General features: G+C 31.8%; 15 protein-coding genes. 1 reads left to right on the top strand and 14 read right to left on the bottom strand.

What is annotated here, in order from left to right; all coding sequences use genetic code 11:
• Positions 1-14: 14 nt before the first annotated feature.
• The 9 genes from ACNMOQ_RS05965 to ACNMOQ_RS05925 all read right to left on the bottom strand — a co-directional run bounded on the left by ACNMOQ_RS05965 (position 15) and on the right by ACNMOQ_RS05925 (position 11,776).
• Entirely contained in the window at positions 15-1,049 is a 1,035-nt protein-coding gene (locus tag ACNMOQ_RS05965) for a glyceraldehyde-3-phosphate dehydrogenase (RefSeq protein ID WP_064204343.1), read from the bottom strand.
• Positions 1,050-1,323: 274 nt separating this feature from the next.
• Positions 1,324-1,923 carry a dephospho-CoA kinase gene (gene coaE, locus ACNMOQ_RS05960; protein WP_016999307.1) on the bottom strand — a complete coding sequence of 200 codons (600 nt, stop codon included), beginning with the start codon at positions 1,921-1,923 and terminating at the stop codon, positions 1,324-1,326.
• 10 nt (positions 1,924-1,933) lie between these two features.
• The gene (gene mutM / locus ACNMOQ_RS05955) at positions 1,934-2,806 is read right to left on the bottom strand and encodes a DNA-formamidopyrimidine glycosylase (protein WP_218729365.1); all 873 of its coding nucleotides are present in this window, start codon (positions 2,804-2,806) and stop codon (positions 1,934-1,936) included.
• Positions 2,807-2,827: 21 nt separating this feature from the next.
• Positions 2,828-5,452 (bottom strand): DNA polymerase I, encoded by a 2,625-nt coding sequence (polA, locus tag ACNMOQ_RS05950; protein ID WP_064211081.1) that lies wholly within the window; start codon positions 5,450-5,452, stop codon positions 2,828-2,830.
• Positions 5,453-5,642: 190 nt separating this feature from the next.
• On the bottom strand, positions 5,643-7,349 hold the full coding sequence (gene pnpS, locus ACNMOQ_RS05945; protein WP_064211082.1) for a two-component system histidine kinase PnpS: 1,707 nt from the start codon (positions 7,347-7,349) through the stop codon (positions 5,643-5,645).
• Positions 7,342-8,052 (bottom strand): response regulator transcription factor, encoded by a 711-nt coding sequence (locus ACNMOQ_RS05940; protein WP_016999311.1) that lies wholly within the window; start codon positions 8,050-8,052, stop codon positions 7,342-7,344. Before ACNMOQ_RS05940 ends, pnpS begins: the two co-directional genes overlap by 8 nt.
• A gap of 295 nt (positions 8,053-8,347) precedes the next feature.
• The gene (mdh, locus tag ACNMOQ_RS05935; protein ID WP_218706194.1) at positions 8,348-9,280 is read right to left on the bottom strand and encodes a malate dehydrogenase; all 933 of its coding nucleotides are present in this window, start codon (positions 9,278-9,280) and stop codon (positions 8,348-8,350) included.
• Between the two features lie 59 nt (positions 9,281-9,339).
• Positions 9,340-10,608, bottom strand: a complete 1,269-nt coding sequence (gene icd / locus ACNMOQ_RS05930) for an NADP-dependent isocitrate dehydrogenase (protein ID WP_016999313.1) — start codon at positions 10,606-10,608, stop codon at positions 9,340-9,342.
• Positions 10,609-10,657: 49 nt separating this feature from the next.
• Positions 10,658-11,776: a citrate synthase gene (locus ACNMOQ_RS05925; RefSeq protein ID WP_416350342.1), complete on the bottom strand. Its 1,119-nt coding sequence runs from the start codon at positions 11,774-11,776 to the stop codon at positions 10,658-10,660.
• Between the two features lie 431 nt (positions 11,777-12,207).
• Between ACNMOQ_RS05925 and ACNMOQ_RS05920 the strand changes: the two genes are divergently transcribed.
• The gene (locus ACNMOQ_RS05920) at positions 12,208-13,560 is read left to right on the top strand and encodes an amino acid permease (protein ID WP_064204347.1); all 1,353 of its coding nucleotides are present in this window, start codon (positions 12,208-12,210) and stop codon (positions 13,558-13,560) included.
• Positions 13,561-13,680: 120 nt separating this feature from the next.
• On the opposite strand, the gene pyk is transcribed toward ACNMOQ_RS05920, so the two are convergent.
• The 5 genes from pyk to ACNMOQ_RS05895 form a co-directional block, all read right to left on the bottom strand.
• A complete protein-coding gene (pyk, locus tag ACNMOQ_RS05915) occupies positions 13,681-15,441 on the bottom strand; it encodes a pyruvate kinase (RefSeq protein ID WP_182093989.1) in 1,761 nt (586 codons plus the stop codon).
• 25 nt (positions 15,442-15,466) lie between these two features.
• The gene (gene pfkA, locus ACNMOQ_RS05910) at positions 15,467-16,432 is read right to left on the bottom strand and encodes a 6-phosphofructokinase (protein ID WP_017000651.1); all 966 of its coding nucleotides are present in this window, start codon (positions 16,430-16,432) and stop codon (positions 15,467-15,469) included.
• 244 nt (positions 16,433-16,676) lie between these two features.
• Positions 16,677-17,621: an acetyl-CoA carboxylase carboxyl transferase subunit alpha gene (gene accA / locus ACNMOQ_RS05905; RefSeq protein ID WP_017000650.1), complete on the bottom strand. Its 945-nt coding sequence runs from the start codon at positions 17,619-17,621 to the stop codon at positions 16,677-16,679.
• On the bottom strand, positions 17,614-18,483 hold the full coding sequence (gene accD, locus ACNMOQ_RS05900; RefSeq protein ID WP_017000649.1) for an acetyl-CoA carboxylase, carboxyltransferase subunit beta: 870 nt from the start codon (positions 18,481-18,483) through the stop codon (positions 17,614-17,616). Before accD ends, accA begins: the two co-directional genes overlap by 8 nt.
• A 16-nt stretch (positions 18,484-18,499) precedes the next feature.
• A complete protein-coding gene (locus tag ACNMOQ_RS05895) occupies positions 18,500-18,955 on the bottom strand; it encodes a FadR/GntR family transcriptional regulator (RefSeq protein ID WP_017000648.1) in 456 nt (151 codons plus the stop codon).
• Positions 18,956-18,965 lie beyond the last annotated feature (10 nt).

The following is an 18,965-nucleotide window of genomic DNA, read 5'->3' as shown; positions in this document are numbered from 1 at the left end:
ATTAAGTATATCAATTATGAAATTTTTTGTTCTTGTGTTTCAGTTAAAATGTTTGCCACTTGCTCAGCTAATTCAACAACTCTCATTGAATATCCCCATTCATTGTCATACCAAGCCAATACTTTAACTTTATTATCTCCAATGACCATCGTAGATTGTTCATCAACAATAGCTGAATGTGGGTCAGTATTGAAATCAATTGAAACTAATGGTTCATCGCTTACAGCCATAATCCCTGCCAATTCTCCATTACTTGCTTCTCTTAGTGCATCATTTACTTTTTCTATCGTTACATCAGTTTTCAAATCAACAACTAAATCAACTAAAGAAACGTTTGAAGTTGGTACTCTTAATGCCATACCATGCATTTTACCTTCTAATTCTGGTAATACGAGTGATAAAGCTTTTGCAGCTCCAGTCGAAGTTGGTATTATGCTGTCAGTACAAGAACGTGCTCTTCTTAAATCTTTATGCGGATTATCTAAGTTCTTTTGATCATTTGTAAAAGCATGAACGGTTGTCATTAAGCCATTTTCAATACCAAACTTATCATTTAAGACTTTAGCTACAGGGCTTAAGCAATTTGTTGTACAAGAAGCATTTGAAATAATATCAAATTCTTTTAAATTAAGTTGATTATCATTTACACCTTTAACAATCGTTTGAACTTTCCCACCTTTAGCAGGACCAGTCAATATTACTTTTTTAGCACCTGCATCTATGTGTGAAACTGCTTTATCTCCATGGTTGAATTTGCCTGTTGCTTCTATAACAATATCAATATTTAATGTTCCCCATGGTAATAATTTAGGGTCTCTCTCTGACACTAATAAAATTTTATGATCATTTATTACAATTCCATCTTCAACTGCTTTTATTTCTTCATCTAATTTGCCATGTGTTGAATCATATTTAATTAAATGTGCAATTGTTTCTGGCGGATAAGACGCATTTATCGCAACAATATTTAAATCATCAGATTTAAGTGCACCTCTTAATACCATTCTACCTATTCTTCCTAATCCGTTAATCGCAATATTTTTTTTCATAATCGAGAACCCCTTTTAATGTGATATACTATTTGTTGCAATTAGTATATCACATTAAAATCGTATTGAAAACGTTTACTATTATGTTTTTGAAAATTTTATTTTTATTAATAAAACTACGTTATTAAGTATTTTTACTCATATATTATATTTAGTATGTAACATTGAATTTTCTAGTAAAACAAAAATGCGCTCTTCAATTTAAACACTTAAAGTGTCTATCTTAAAGAACGCATCAAAATATCAGTAATTCAAACTTGAAATTATTATAAAATCATGTGGTTTTATAGTTTTTAGCAGTTAAAAATTGAATAATAGTCGATTCTAAATCTTCTTTTGTGCCATTGTTTTCAATAGTTTCATCTGCTAAATGTCGTTTTTCTTCAATTGGAATTTGTGAACGTATACGTGATAGTGCTTCGTCATCAGTCAATTGATTTCTTTCTTTCAATCTATTAATTTGGTTTGTTTCATTTGTATATACTAACCATGTTTCATCAACTGTATCTTGTAATTGGTTTTCAAATAATAAAGGGATATCCATTATAACGTTTTTTCCCTCGTTCAATGCTTGTTGTTTCTCATCTTCCATTATTTCACGAACTTTAGGATGTATAATGTTATTTAATTTATTTCTCATATTTTCATCATTGAAAACAATCTGGCCAATATACTGACGATTCATTTCACCATCAATTATTGCTTCGTCACCAAATACTTCTCGCACTTCATCTAATCCTTTACTGCCTTTTTCGACAGCTTTACGACTAGCTATATCAGCGTCCACAATATAAAACCCATGTTCTTTTAACAGGTTTGATACTGTTGATTTCCCCGTAGCTATTCCACCGGTTAAACCTATTACACGACTCATCTTTACACACCTACTTTTGACAGTTTGGACAATAATGAGTATTTCTTGTAGCTATGATTTCTTGTTCAATAGTACCACCACATTGTCCGCAAATATTTTTACCATATACAAGATGTCTTTCTTGCATCGTTCCTTTTTCTCCGTCGGCATTGTAATAATCAGAAATACTTGATCCACCATTATCAATACCTTCTTGAAGAACTTCCACTACTTCACGAAATACTTTTTCTTGTTCTTCTTCACTTAATTCTTTAACGCTACGACTAGGCAAAATTCCTGCACGTAATAAAGCTTCGCATGCATATATATTTCCACACCCTGAAATCACTGTATGGTCGAGTATTGCCACTTTTATAGGTTTATTAATAAACTTTTTTGTCTTAATTTGTTCTTTATAATGAAGAAAGGCTTCTTCAAAAAATGGCTCTGGCGCTATTTTTAATACTGAAGGATATTCTGTTAAATCTTTCAAAGCTCTTATTTCACCAAATCTTCGAATATCAGTATAAATAAGTTTAATTCCATTATCTAACTCAAAAATAACGTGCCAATGCTTTTTATGATTTGGTATCGTAATATCTTCTAATTGCGGAACTGTAAAGAAAGCACCTGTCATACCAAAATGACACATCATAATATGGTGATTTTGATCTTTTTCTAATTCTATAAATATATATTTACTTCGTCTGTATACGTTCGTAATCGTATAATTTTCAATACGCGCTTTAAATTCTTCTAAAGAGGTACCTTTAACAATCGTTTCTTTACCTGTATCTTTACCTATTTTCACTTTATCTGAAAATTTAATATGTTGAATCGTTCTTCCAATTAATTTAGGTTCGATACCTCTCTTAACATGTTCTACTTCTGGTAATTCTGGCATTTTCAGTCTTCTTTCTCTTCATTATTTTGCATCATACCATGTGTCTCCATAACTTGATTCAACACTTAATGGTACGCTCAGTTCAAGCGCATTATCCATGATTTCCTCTACAAATGGCCTGAATTCATCTATTTCATCATTTGGCACTTCAAATATTAATTCATCGTGTACTTGTAATAATAATTTTGCATTAAAGTTTGTATCTTTAATTTTATGAGCAAACTGAACCATTGCAAGTTTGATGATATCAGCTGCACTACCTTGTATAGGTGTATTCATAGCTGTTCTTTCTGCAAAGCTTCTTAAATTAAAGTTTCTATTTGTAATATCAGGCGTATATCGTCTTCTATGAAGAAGTGTTTCTACGTATCCTTTTTGTTTTGCATCTTGCACTATTGTATCCATATATTCTTTTACTTTAGGGAAACTATCTAAATAGTCATCGATAAATTTCTTAGCTTCTTTTCTCGTAATACCTAAACTTTGACTCAACCCATAATCACTGATTCCATAAACGATACCAAAGTTAACAGCTTTAGCTTGTCTTCTCATATTTCCAGTAATTTCGTCTTTACTATCTATGTTGAAAACACGCATTGCAGTTTTCGTATGAATATCTTCATTAGATGTAAATGCTTCTTTCATATGTTCGTCCCCTGTAATATGTGCCAATACACGTAACTCAATTTGAGAATAGTCAGCTGCAAAAATAACATGGTCTTTCTTACTTGGTCTAAATGCTTTTCTAATTTTACGACCTTCTTCTAATCGAATCGGTATGTTTTGCAAGTTAGGTTCAACAGAACTTAAGCGACCAGTTTGTGCCAATGTTTGGTTAAATCGCGTATGAATCTTACCTTCAGGTGTAATCATTTTTTGTAGGCCTTCAATGTAAGTAGATTGCAATTTAGATAATTGTCTATAAACTAAAATATCTTCAATTATAGGATGTTCATTTCGTAATTGTTCTAACACATCTACTGCTGTTGAATAGCCAGTCTTAGTCTTTTTAATAATTGGTAATTTTAAATCTTCAAATAATACTACACCAAGTTGCTTAGGTGAATTAATATTGAATTCAGAACCCGCATAATTATGAATTTGTTCAATTAATTTCTCAAGTCTTGAATTTAAATCTTCTTGCATATTTACTAAAGTATCCTTATCAACTGTTATACCTAATCTCTCCATATCAGCTAAAACTGTCGCTAGTGGCAACTCTAAATCATCGTGTAATGAAAGTTGTTCTCTTTCTTTTAATAGGTCAATCATTTTTTCTTTTGATTCTGAAATCGCAGTCACTTTTTTTGCGATACATTCAAATAAAACGTCTCTTTCTGGCACGTGTAACTTTTTGCCTTTTCCATAGATGCTTTCGTCATTAGGCACGTAATAAATTCCAAATTCAGACACGACTGAATATACATCATCTATTGTTCTAGAAGGATCTAATATATAACTCGCTAACATTGTATCAAATGTAACACCTTTAATTTTTACACCTAATCTATGTGATAACACAATAGTCTTTTTAACGTCATAAGCAGACAATGATACCTCTTCTCGTTCTAACCATTCATGCAAATCTTTATTTTGTTTAAATTCTTCTTCTGTTATCACAAATACCTGATTTTCCGTTTGAATAGCGAAACCTAGAACGTCTGCTTTTAGATAATTGTTTTCATTCGTCTCAAAATGTATGGACGCTTCTTTTGTATTTTTAAAATCAAAATCATCCATACTATCTATATATTCAATAACACGATCATCTGAAGCTTCTGTACTTGCATCCATTTGATCTAACAATTGTTTAAATTCTAAAGTTTTGAATAGTTTAATTTTCTCTTCATCACTATAGTCTGTTAATTTTAAATCATCTATCGTTACTTCTATAGGGCTATCTCTATTAATCGTCGCTAAATCTTTACTTAATTTTGCATTTTCTTCATTTTCAATTAGCTTTTCTTTCATTTTAGATTTTTTTAATTCATCTATATTTTCGTAAACGCCCTCAACTGTTTCAAATTGTTTCAATAACTTGATAGCAGTCTTTTCACCAATACCAGGGACACCTGGTATATTATCTGATTTATCTCCCATAAGGCCTTTCATATCAATAATTTGATTTGGTACTATTCCATCATACTTTTCAGCGATGAATTCAGGTGTATAGTGATCAATATCTGTCACACCTTTTTTAGTGTAATAAATTGTTACGTTTTCGCTAGCTAATTGTGTTAAATCACGATCGCCAGTTATAATTATAGTTTTTAAATTTTGATTATCAGCTTGTTTTGATAGCGTACCGATAATATCGTCCGCTTCATAATTTTCAAGTTCATAGTGTTTAATATTATAACTTTCAACTAATTGACGAATATATGGCAATTGGCTACGTAATTCATCCGGCGTTTTTTCACGTCCACCTTTGTATTCACTATACATGTTATTTCTAAATGTTGTTTTTCCAGCATCAAATGCAACCATAAAATGAGTCGGTTGTTCTTCTTTTATTATTTTATCTAAAATCATTGTGAAACCATAAATTGCATTTGTGTATACGCCCGCTTTATTAGTTAAAAGAGGCAATGCAAAAAAAGCTCTAAATGATAAACTATTTCCGTCTATAAGTACCAATTTTTCCAATGTGAGATACCTCCATCATTATATTGATTTCATTTTATCATATATAAGTCCATATTTAGATTGTTTCGCATAAAATAAAAAAGCAAGATATCGAAGTATCTTGCTCAATCATCAAAATGAAGGGGTCTAGATTCATTCTATCTATAAACCATGAAACTAGTGTGAATTTATTGTAAAGATTATATGAAGATTATTCATTAAATAATTTAACTATAAAATTAGAGCCCTCGCCTACTTTAGATTCTACTTTAATTACACCATTATGTGCTTCTATAATATGTTTTGTAATAGACAGTCCTAAGCCAGTACCTCCAGAATCTCTACTTCTTGCTTTATCAACTCTATAAAAGCGTTCAAATATACGAGCATGCTCTTCTTCAGAAATACCTATACCATTGTCTTTAACAGAAATAATTTGTCCGTCTGTTTCATTTTTAATTGTTAAAACAACTTCACTAGATGGCGAAGAGTAACTAATGGCATTCGTTAACAAATTAATAAGAACTTGAGTGATTTTATCTTTATCTCCAAGTGCATATACATCATTATCGATATTACCTATCAATTCAATATCTTTTTTATGTGCTGCATTACTTACAGTTTGTATACAATGCTCTCCTATTTCAGTTAAAGAAATACGTTCTTTTGGAATTTTATTACTTTGTTCAATTTTAGATAAATCTAACAAGTCTTGTACTAATGATTGTATCCTGTTTGATTCTTCAAGAATGATATTTAAAAACATATCTAAAGATTCTGGATCATCTTTAGCACCATCTAATAAAGTTTCAGCAAAGCCTTTAATAGAAGTTATAGGTGTCCTCAGTTCGTGAGATACATTTGCAACAAAGTCTTTGCGCATATGTTCTAATTTTTTCAATTTTGTAATATCATGCATTACTACTACGAGACCTAAAAGATTTTTCTTACGTCTTGATAGGACTGGTATAGTAGATACTTCGAAAAATTTATTATGAACATTATTAATATACAATTCAATTTGCTCAAATAAAGGTTGTTCTAACTTCAAAGCTTCGTTCATCATTTGGCTGATTTCTTGATTAGGCATAACATCTTTAAACAATTGCCCTTCTGCATTCCCAACTCTATCAAATAAATCATGATAAGTTTTATTAGCTATAACAATATAACCATCTCTATCGATCATCAACGTTGCACTTGGAATGTTTTCTAATGTCGTTTCTAATCTATTTCTTTGAAGTTTCTGCTCATTATTTAAATCGTCTAGCGTTCTAGCGAGCTCATTAGTGTTAATGAATAAGTCTTTCGTTTCTTTAACATTACTTTCTGGAACTCTTACTCTATACTTACCAGAAGCTAATAATTTAGTAGCATATGTTACTTCTTTTATAGGATAGATGTAAGAAGTATTGATGTATCTAACTACGAAATAAATAAGTGGTAAAGTAAATAATAAGACGATTAACAAGTATTGCCAAATATCTTTTTGAATAATTGCTATAGTTTCAGATTCTTTCGCTAAAACAATCGTATATTCACCATATTTTTTAGCAGAAATTAATTCACTTTTTTCTTTATTAAGTTTAAACGATTCATCGAATTTTCTAGCTTCTTTAATGGCATCATCTTTTTCATCATCAAAAATTTTAGTCCCTTGATTTTGAGAACTATATAATTCTTTATTATTCTTCATGACTAAAACATCTTGTACAAATACATTTAATATATTATCCAAATCTTCTGGATGTTGTTTGGCAATATCGTAAATCTTTCTAGAATCGTTTTTCATTTGTTTATCTTCTTGCTTAGATATTAGATCATAACTTGAATTATGTAGGAAAAACCCTAATATAAGAAAACTTACAACGGTAACTGTTGTAAGTATAATTAAAAGCTTATTATAAAACTTAATCATTATTTTTTGGTCTTTCTAACTTATAACCTAAGCCTCTCACCGTTTTTATAAACTGAGGCTGTTTAGGGTTTTCTTCAAGCTTATCTCTTAAATGACTTATATGTACATCTACAATACGTGAATCTCCTGCAAATTCATAATTCCATACTGAATTCAGCATATGTTCTCTAGTAATCACACGGCCTTGTCTTTCGATTAAATATAGTAATAATTCGAATTCTTTCGGTGTTAATTCTAAAAGCTCGTCATTTCGATAAACTTCAAAATAATCTGGACGTATTCGAATTGAACCTAATATAATATCTTCATCTTCATCTAATTGACTAGATTCGATTTGGCTAACTCGTCTTAAAATTGCTTTAACTCTTGCTACCACTTCTCTTGGAGAAAATGGCTTTGTCATGTAATCATCTGCACCTAGTTCTAAACCTAATACTCTATCAAATTCATCATCTTTTGCTGTTAACATTAAAATAGGAACTTGATTTTTATCTGAACGTATTGTTTTACATACTTCAATACCATCCATTTCAGGTAACATGACATCTAAAACCACTAAATCCGGTTTTTCTTCGTTGACTTTCTCTAATGCTTGGACACCATCATAGGCTACAATAACTTGGTAACCCGCTTGTTCTATATTATATTTAAGCAAAGTGACGATTGATTGTTCATCGTCTACTACCAATACTTTTTGTGACATGCAAGAACCTCCTTAAGCGATTTAACATAATTATAACGTAAATTATTAAAAAAATAATACGTATTTAGAGAACTTTACAAAAAGTTAACACTGTATTAACAATTAAGCTAATAAAATAGGGAGTAGGACAAAAATCTCATTTTCAAAAATTTCGTAGTCCCACCCCCATTAAAAATGACTAAGTATGAAAAAGCTTGATTTAAGCACGTTTTAATACCTAATCAGATACTGTCTTGTAATGAATGAAGCTGAGACATTTATTTATGTCCCAGCCAGTACTTTAACTATATTATTCCTATTGTAACACTTCTTTAACTGATTTAACTGCTTCTGCAGATTCATCTAATAATTCTTTTTCTTCATTTGTTAAATCTAATTCAATAATTTTTTCTATACCATTACTACCTAGCACAGTTGGTACACCTAAATAGATATCCTCATACCCATATTCGCCTTCTAAATAAGCAATAGAAGGTAATACGCGTTTTTGATCTTTCAAAATAGATTCCGTCATTTCAATTAATGCAGCTCCAGGAGCGTAATAAGCAGATCCATTTCCTAAAAGGTTAACAATTTCTGCCCCACCTTTTCTTGTACGATCTACAATTGCATTAATTTTTTCTTCTGAAAGTAATTTTTCTAATGGAACTCCACCAGCTGCTGAGTATCTAATTAAGGGAACCATAGTATCCCCATGACCACCAAGTACAAAACCTGTTACATCTTTAACAGATAAATCTAATTCTTCTGCAACGAATGTTCTGAACCTAGCTGTATCTAATACACCCGATTGACCAATAACTCTCTCTTTAGGAAATCCTGATGCTTTATATACAGTGTACGTCATAGCGTCAACAGGATTTGTTAAAACTAAAATAATTGCATTAGGTGAATATTTGACTATTTGTTCAGTAACTGATTTCATGACTTTTTGGTTTGTTTGTACTAAATCATCTCTCGACATACCAGGTTTTCTAGCTATACCCGCTGTAATAATTACAACGTCAGAGTCTTTTGTATCTTCATAGTTTGATGTCCCAATAACTTTAGAATCAAACCCAAGTACTGGTGCGCTTTCAGCTATGTCTAATGCTTTACCTTTAGTAGGATTTTCAGATTGAGGTATATCAACTAATACAATATCCCCTAATTCTTTTTGTGCTGCTACAAAAGCTGCTGTAGCACCTGTAAAGCCGGCGCCAATAATTGATACTTTTTTTCTTGTCATAAATTACATCTCCTTAAAATAAAAGGGAGGTTATATATAACCCCCCTCAATTAATCACATTATGGTAAATTTTTAACTAATTCATCAGCGAATTCTGAAGATTTAACTTCAGTTGCGCCTTCCATTAAACGAGCAAAGTCATATGTTACTACTTTAGATGCAATAGTCGCTTCTACAGATTGTGTAATTTTATCTGCAGCTTCTTGCCAACCAATGTGTTCTAATAATAGAACACCACTTAATAATACTGATGAAGGATTCACTTTATCTAAACCAGCATATTTTGGTGCAGTACCATGTGTAGCTTCAAAGATTGCATGACCAGTTTCATAGTTGATGTTAGCTCCTGGTGCAATACCAATTCCGCCAACTTGTGCTGCTAAAGCATCTGAAACATAGTCACCATTTAAGTTCATTGTAGCTACAACATCAAATTCAGCAGGGCGCGTTAAAATTTGTTGTAAGAAAATATCTGCGATTGAATCTTTAATGATTAATTTACCTTCAGCTTCTGCATCAGATTGTGCTTTGTTCGCAGCATCTTTACCTTCTTCTTCAACGATTTTATCGTATTGTTGCCAAGTGAATACACGATCACCAAATTCACGTTCAGCTAAATCATAGCCCCATTGTTTGAACGCACCTTCAGTAAACTTCATAATGTTACCTTTGTGTACTAATGTAACGTTACGACGATTGTTATCAAACGCGTAGTTAATCGCTGCTCTAACTAATCTTTCAGTACCTTCTTTAGAAACAGGTTTAATACCAATTCCTGAAGTTTCAGGGAATCTAATATTTTTAGCACCCATTTCATTTTGTAAGAAATCAATAACTTTTTTAGCATCATCAGAACCCTCTTGGAATTCGATACCAGCATAAATGTCTTCTGTATTTTCACGGAAAATAACCATATCTGTATCTTCAGGACGTTTTACCGGTGAAGGAACACCTTTAAACCAACGTACAGGTCTTAGGCAAGTAAATAAATCTAATTCTTGACGTAAAGCAACATTTAATGAGCGAATACCTCCACCAATTGGTGTAGTTAAAGGACCTTTAATGGCGATTAAATATTCTCTAATTGTATCTAAAGTCTCAGCAGGTAACCACTCGCCTGTTTCATCGTAAGCCTTTTGACCAGCTAATACTTCTTTCCATTCGATTTTCTTTTCGCCATTATAAGCTTTTTCTACAGCTGCATCTAAAACTTTACTTGCTGCATTCCAGATATCTGGACCAATACCGTCTCCGATAATATACGGAACAATAGGATTATTCGGAACATTTAAAACGCCTTGATTTGTTGTAATTTTTTCTGCTGTCATTATATGATTCCTCCATTTAAATATGTTTATTTATATTATATTTATAAAACTATCTATTTTCAATTAGTTCATACTTACGATTACGTTCACCTGTATATTCAGCTCTTGGTCTCATAATTCTATTTTCTCTATATTGTTCTATAATATGAGCGGTCCAACCTGCCATACGGCTTACTGCAAATATCGGTGTGAATAAATCATGGTCTATACCCATGCTATGGTAAACAGTTGCACTAAAGAAATCAACATTAGGCAATAAACCTTTTTCTTCTTTCATTATTTCTGCAATACGTAATGAAATTTCGAATAACTCTTTTTGACCAGTTTCATCAGTGATACGACGACTCATTTCTTTTAAGTACTTAGCTCTTGGGTCACCATTTTTATATACTCTGTGACCGAATCCCATAATTTTTTCTTTATTTTCGATTTTTTCTTTAATATAACTATCTGTCTTATCAACAGTTCCAATTTCAGTCAACATTTTCATAACTTGCTCATTAGCGCCACCATGCAATGGACCTTTTAAAGCTCCAGCTGCTGCTGTTACACCTGAATACATATCTGATAATGTTGAAACTGCTACCCTAGCTGTAAATGTTGATGCATTAAATTCATGATCTGCATGTAAAATTAATGCTTTATTAAATCCTTCAATTTCTACGTCACTAGGAACTTCCCCTCTTAACATGTACAAGAAGTTACCTGCATAGCTTAATTCCTTTTTAGGTTTAACAACTTCTTTACCATTTCTAACTCTTGAGAAAGAAGTTACTAATGAAGCTACTTTTGCTTGAATTCTTATCGCACGTTCATAATTTGTTTCATCATCAAACACTTCAGCTTGTGGATCAAAATGAGCTAAGTATGATAATGACGTACGCAAACCTGTCATCGGATGTACTTTATCCGTTGCATAATCTTCAAAATGTGAGTACATTCTCGGGTTTAAAGTCATATAATGCAATAATTTTTCTTTTAAGTCTTCTAGTTCTTCTTTATTTGGTAATCTTAGATTCCACAGTAAAAACATTACCTCTTCAAATAATGCATTTTCTGTTAAGTCATCTATATCATAACCAGCATAAGTTAGTTGATTATCTATAATAGAACTAATTTTTGTTTCAGAAGCAATAATACCTTCTAGTCCTTTTGCTACTTGTGCCATATTGTTTATCCCCCTTACTAAATAATTGCCCATGTATGTAATGGCTTTCATATACATTATATATAATTTAAGCCATTTTGTGAATGCGAACACCTTTTAAACTTTTAAAAAGTTAATTAATATCGTTAAATAAATTAGGATAAGTGTAAAATTATTGAAAATACAATTTTCATATAACTTTTAGACGATAAGCTTTGAACCAAGTGTTATAAAGGTTTTGAACACTTTTAATTCTTATAAAAGTTATCAGATATATACGTTACTCCTCTTTAATCATTCATTTTATTTATTGTTTATGATAAAAATAATAAATCATTTTTAATAGACTTAACTGCATACAATTTATGTATATTTTAATTGCTATTTTAATAGTGTAAGTGCATAATAAAATATATATTAAGACGTATTAAGGAAAGAAGGAATTAATTTTTATGTCAAATAATTTACAAAGGGAATTAAGTAATAGACACGTTCAACTAATTGCTATAGGTGGAGCAATAGGAACTGGTCTATTTTTGGGTGCAGGTGAAACAATACATTCAGCTGGCCCTTCAATTTTATTAACCTATATCATAATAGGTTTCATACTGTTTATGTTTATGAGAGCTTTAGGGGAAATATTATTATCTAATACAGACTTTCATTCATTTGCAGACGTTACACATACATATATTGGTCCATTTGCTGGATACATTACAGGTTGGACTTATTGGTTCTGTTGGATAGTTACCGGCATGGCAGAAGTAACAGCCGTAGCAAAATACATAAGCTTTTGGTTTCCTGAAATACCAACTTGGATTACAGCACTATTCACAATACTCGTACTAATGACAATGAATTTAATGACCGCAAAATTATTTGGAGAATTAGAATTTTGGTTCTCAATCATTAAAATTACAACAATTATTGCCTTAATTGTTGTAGGAATCATCATGCTAGTCATGGCTTATAAAACGCCATATGGTACAGCTTCACTTACTCATATTTGGAGTCATGGTGGATTGTTCCCTAATGGGATGAATGGATTTTTCTTATCATTCCAAATGGCGGCATTTTCATTCGTAGGTATTGAATTGATAGGTGTAACTGCAGGAGAGACTAAAGATCCACACAAAACTATTCCAAGAGCTATAAACAGCGTACCTATTAGAATTATGTTATTTTACGTAGGGTCACTAATCATTATCATGTCTATAACACCATGGAATCAAATTGATCCTGCTGAAAGCCCATTCGTAAAATTATTTGGTCTAATAGGCATACCTATTGCTGCTAGTATTATTAATTTTGTTGTCTTAACAGCAGCAGCTTCATCTTGTAACAGCGGTATTTTCTCTAATAGTAGAATGCTTTATGGTTTATCCCAAAACAATCAAGCAAATAAAGGTTTCGGTGAAACAAATAGCAGAGGCGTACCATATAAAGCAACTTTATTTAGCTGCTTATTATTAATGATATCTGTACTTTTAAACTATATTATTAAAGACGCAGGCGAAGTTTTTAAATATGTTACATCAGTATCTACTGTACTATTCTTAGTTGTTTGGTCATTGATAACAATAGCATATATTAGATATAGAAAATTAGCACCAGAACTTAACAAAACGTCAAACTTTAAATTACCTGGTGGTGTTCCGATGGCATGGATTACATTAATATTCTTTATTTTTGTATTTATATTGCTTATGACTAACAAAGTAACTTTAATCGCTATTTTAATTACACCAATTTGGTTTGTTATATTGACCATCATGTATTTTATACAAAAAAGAAAATTTAAATAGATTCACTTAAAAACCATCAAAATTCTTATTTATTAAAGAATTTTGATGGTTTTTTATTTTTATATATAAATAAAAAAAGTCCAAGACAAAAAATTGTCTCAGACTCTTTCATTATATTGATTAAAGTACGTTAGCGTATCCTTCATAAATCTTATGTTGTTTTGGATCTAAAGTGATTAATGTGCCGTCAACAATTTTTTGACGAGCATCTTCTACGCCAACTATAGTCGCAATACCTAAGTTTAATCCAACTACTGCAGCGTGTGAAGTTAATCCACCTTCTTCAGTAACTAAACCTTTAGCATTTTCAAGGTAAGGAACCATATCAGCATCACTAGATTGTGTAATAACTATAGCTTCGCTTAAATCTTTACCTTCTAAATCTTCAGCTTTATCAACTACTACAGCTTTACCGACAGCAGATGAATGGCCAATACCTTGTCCTTTAGCTAAATCATCACCTACTAAGTGAATTTTCATTAAGTTAGTTGTACCTGTTTCACCTGTTGGTACACCAGCAGTAATGATGATTAAGTCACCATTATCCACTAAACCAGTATTTACTGCTGTTGAAACAGCATTGTTTAATAATTCGTCTGTAGTTTGTTTACCTTTTCTAACTACTGGTAAAACGCCCCAAACTAATGACATATGACGTGCAGTTGTTTCATTAGGTGTTACTGCAATAATATGAGAATGTGGTCTATATTTAGATATAGTTTGTGCAGTAGCACCACTTTCTGTTGCTGCTACAATTGATTCAACATTTAAGTTTAATGCAGTGTGAGCTACTGATACACCAATTGCATTAACTAAGTTTGTATCAATCATCTTAGAACGATCTGATAATAATTTTTTATAGTCTTGTGCTTTTTCAGCCGCTACTGCAATATTTTGCATTGTGCGAACAGCTTCTTCTGGATATAACCCAGCAGCTGTTTCACCTGATAACATAACAGCATCTGATCCATCGTAAATAGCGTTAGCTACGTCACTTGCTTCAGCTCTCGTACAACGTGGGTTTCTTTGCATAGAATCCAACATTTGTGTTGCTGTAATAACAGGTTTACCTAGTTTATTACATTTTTGAATTAATTGTTTTTGTACCATTGGAACTTCTTCAGGTAAAATTTCAACACCCATATCTCCACGAGCAACCATTAAACCATCAGAAACTTGAAGGATTTCATCGATGTTTTCAATACCTTCTTCGTTTTCTATTTTTGGAATTATTTTAATGAAATCAGTATTACTTTCTTCTAAAATAGCGCGAATATCTAATACATCCGAAGGTCTTCTTACGAAACTCGCCGCTATGAAATCAATACCTTGTTCAATACCAAAACGAATATCACTAGCATCTTTATCTGTAATACCAGGTAAGCTCACTTTAACGCCTGGTAGGTTTACACCTTTTTTATTTTTAAGTTCTCCAGAGTTATCAACTGAACAATGAACTTCTCCTTTAGATGCATCAATAGATTTAACTGTTAATTCAATTAATCCGTCATCTAAAAGTATTTTAGAACCAACTTCAAGATCTTCAGCTAAATTCTCATAAGTTACTGAGAAAGCTTCTGTTGTCCCTTCTACTTCTGTAGTTTTAACAGTAATATCATCACCTTTAGTCAATTCAATAAAACCATTTTGCATAGTATGCGTTCTAATTTCTGGACCTTTAGTGTCTAATAAAATACCAATGTTTTTGTTTAATTTCTTACTTACTTTACGAATCGTATCGATACGATTTTTATGTTCGTCATGATCACCATGTGAAAAGTTTAATCTTGCAACGTTCATACCTGCAAGCATTAATTTTTCTAACATTTCTTCAGACTCTGAAGCTGGACCTATTGTACATACAATTTTTGTCTTTCTCATTTTAAATGACCTCCGTATTTTTGTTTTATATAGATAGCTGATTTGCTAATTCATACATTTTATTATCAATGCTATGCTCTGATTGGAATATTTCATCAAAGTTTGTACGAGTTAGTATATTTTTTTGAATACCAACTGCTTTTGCACTTTCGCCTTCAATAAGTAATTCTACTGCATATCCGCCCAATCTAGAAGCTAAAACTCTATCCATACCTGTTGGTGTACCACCACGTTGGATGTGTCCTAAACAAGAAACACGTGTATCTATATTTATAAATTTCTTAAGCTCTTCGCCACATTGATTACCTGTCATAACGCCTTCAGCACAAACAATGATTGAATGTTTTTTACCACGTTCCATACCTTGTTGAATCTTTTCAGCAATTTCTTCAATGTCAGATTTAACTTCAGGTATTAATATTGTTTCAGCTCCAGCAGCAAGTCCAGACCATAAAGCTAAGTCTCCTGCATCTCTTCCCATTACTTCTATAATAAAAGTACGTTCATGGCTTGATGCTGTATCACGAATTTTATCGACTGAATCAATAATCGTATTAAGTGCAGTATCAAAACCAATTGTAAAATCTGTACCATTTATGTCATTATCGATTGTTCCTGGTACGCCGATTGTTTTAAGACTTTTAGCTTCTTCACTTAATCTTTGTGCACCTCTGTAGCTACCATCTCCGCCGATAACTACTAACCCTTCAATACCTCTTTTTTCAAGGTTTTCAATTGCTTTAGCGCGGACTTCTTTTTCTTTAAATTCTGGACATCTAGCAGAATATAAGAAAGTTCCACCTCGTTGAATCATATCTCCAACTGATCCTAATTCTAGTTTTTCAATGTTATCATTAATTAAACCTAGATAACCTTGATAGACACCATAAACTTCAATATCATGGTATATTGCTTTACGAACGACAGCACGAATAGCTGCATTCATCCCTGGTGAATCTCCACCACTCGTTAATACTGCAATTTTTTTCATAAATATACAGACCTCTCTTAATATATGATTGTTAATTTAAAAATAACACAAATGTGAACTTGATTCCATTAAAACTAACGTTATTTAGATATGTAAACGTCTTCTTTGATAAAGCTTCACACTTTCACAATAATCAATTTATTGAAAACGTTTTATAATAATGAATATTATGCATATATACTCATTATAAACAAAAAGAAAAGTCTTACATAAGTAAAAGACTTTTCTTTTTGTTTATAAAATATTAATCAATATAACTTCCAATATTTCGGTACTTATTAAATCTATCTTCTACTAAATTATCAGGTGATAATTTTCTCAGCTCTGATAAATGAAGTTCCAAAGAATTTTTAATTAGTTTAGCTTGGTTTTCGACATCTTTATGTGCACCACCAAATGGTTCTTTAATAACTTCATCTACAACATCCAATTCATTTAAATCAGGTGCAGTAATTTTCATTGTCTCAGCAGCCATTTGAGCTAAATTAGAATCTTTCCATAGTAAAGCAGCTGCCCCTTCTGGTGATATAACAGAATATGTACTATTTTCTAACATCAGTAAGCGGTTTGTAACACCTAATCCAAGCGCGCCACCACTGCCTCCTTCACCTATTACAATTGAAATAACAGGCACACTTAAAGAAGCCATTTCTACTAAATTTTTAGCAATAGATTCACTTTGACCTCTTTCTTCGGCAGCTTTTCCTGGATATGCACCTTTAGTATCGATAAACGTAACAATCGGTCTATTGAATTTCTCCGCTTGTTTCATTAATCTCAATGCTTTCCTATACCCTTCAGGGTGAGCCATACCAAAGTTTCTATATATATTGTCTTTCGTATCTTTACCACGTTGATGACCGATAACAGTTACAGGGACACCGTTAAAATAAGCTAATCCACCAATTAAAGCCGGATCATCTCTGAATGTGCGATCACCATGTAATTCAATAAATTCATCAAAAATATACGGAATATAATCTAAAGTAGTTGGTCTTTCCTGTAGCCTTGCGAGTTGTACTCTATCCCATGGTTGTAAGTTTTCATATATTTTCTCTGTTTCTTTTATTAATGTTGCTTCTAGCATTTCAATTTCATCTGCTAGATTAACATTATGCTTTTCTTGATAAGCTTTTATTGATTCAATTTTTTCTTTTATTTCCTTTAGTGGCTTTTCAAATTCAAGCATTATCTTTCACCTCATTATAATGCATACTTAGTACTGTACTAAGTGTACGGTACATATCTTTTCTATGCACTACTTTATCTAATTGACCGTGTTCTAACAAGAATTCAGCAGTTTGAAAATCATCCGGTAATTTTTCACTAATTGTTTGTTCTATAATTCTACGACCCGCAAAGCCAATTAAAGCTCTAGGCTCAGCAAAATTCAAATCACCAACTGAAGCAAAACTTGCAGAAACACCACCTGTTGTTGGGTGGGTCATATATGAAATAAATAATAAACCTTTATCACTATGACGCTTAATAGAAACACTAGTCTTAGCCATTTGCATGAGTGAGATAATACCTTCTTGCATTCTTGCTCCTCCACTTGCTGTAAATAAAACAAAAGGCAAATTGTTATCAGTGCAGTAATCTACTATTCTACAAATTTTTTCGCCTACAACTGCGCCCATACTACCCATTCTAAATCTAGAATCCATAACACAAACACCATATGGAACGCCATCTATTTTTGAAATACCAGTTACTACTGCATCATTCAAACCTGTTTTCTGTCTGTCTTTTTGTAGTTTTTCTTCATAACCTGGAAATTCTAATGGATTCGCTGCTATCATCCCTGCATCAAATTCCTGGAATGCACCTTCATCACTTATAGCTTGAATTCTATCATGAGCAGTTAAAGGTATATGATGATCACAATTGAAACAAACATTCAAATTTTGTACAAGTTCTTTAGTATACATAATTTTTTTACATTTAGGGCATTTCGTCATAATACCTTCAGGAACGTCGTTATCTTTGCTGTTTTGAACTGTCACATATTTTTTCTTTTTCTGGTTACGATTGAACAAGTCTTTAAACATGTCACTACCCCCTGACTTAATTACTATTATCTCTTTCAAATCTATCGCTATATTGAGAGAGTAACTTCCAAATCATATACATAATTTGGTTATTATTTGAAGAAACAAGTTCTTCTTTTGATTGTGCTTCAATGTTAGTATGCTCTTCACAGAAGTTCTCAATCATCCACTTAAGTTCGTTTATTTCATCTAATTGAGAATCATTGTGTATCAAAAATCTACCAATTAAATCAAAAAGTTGGTGTTGGTACATATCACTTAAGAATGTACCTTCACCTCTTCTCGTATGTATCACACCTAGTAACTCTAAAGCTCTAAGTGCTTCTCTTATACTTGAACGTCCAACATTAAGCGTATCGCTGAGAAATCTTTCAGAAGGTAGTTTTTCTCCCACTTGAATATTTTTTTCAACAATAATTGTTTGAATTTGTTCAACAATTTTGATTAAACCTTTTTGTTTATCTTTATCCAATGTGGTGTCT

Origin of the sequence: Mammaliicoccus lentus (assembly GCF_947036595.1) — a bacterium.
Classification (GTDB): domain Bacteria; phylum Bacillota; class Bacilli; order Staphylococcales; family Staphylococcaceae; genus Mammaliicoccus; species Mammaliicoccus lentus.
The sequence above is the reverse complement of the archived record's forward strand: the minus strand, read 5'-3'. Positions and strand labels throughout refer to the sequence as shown.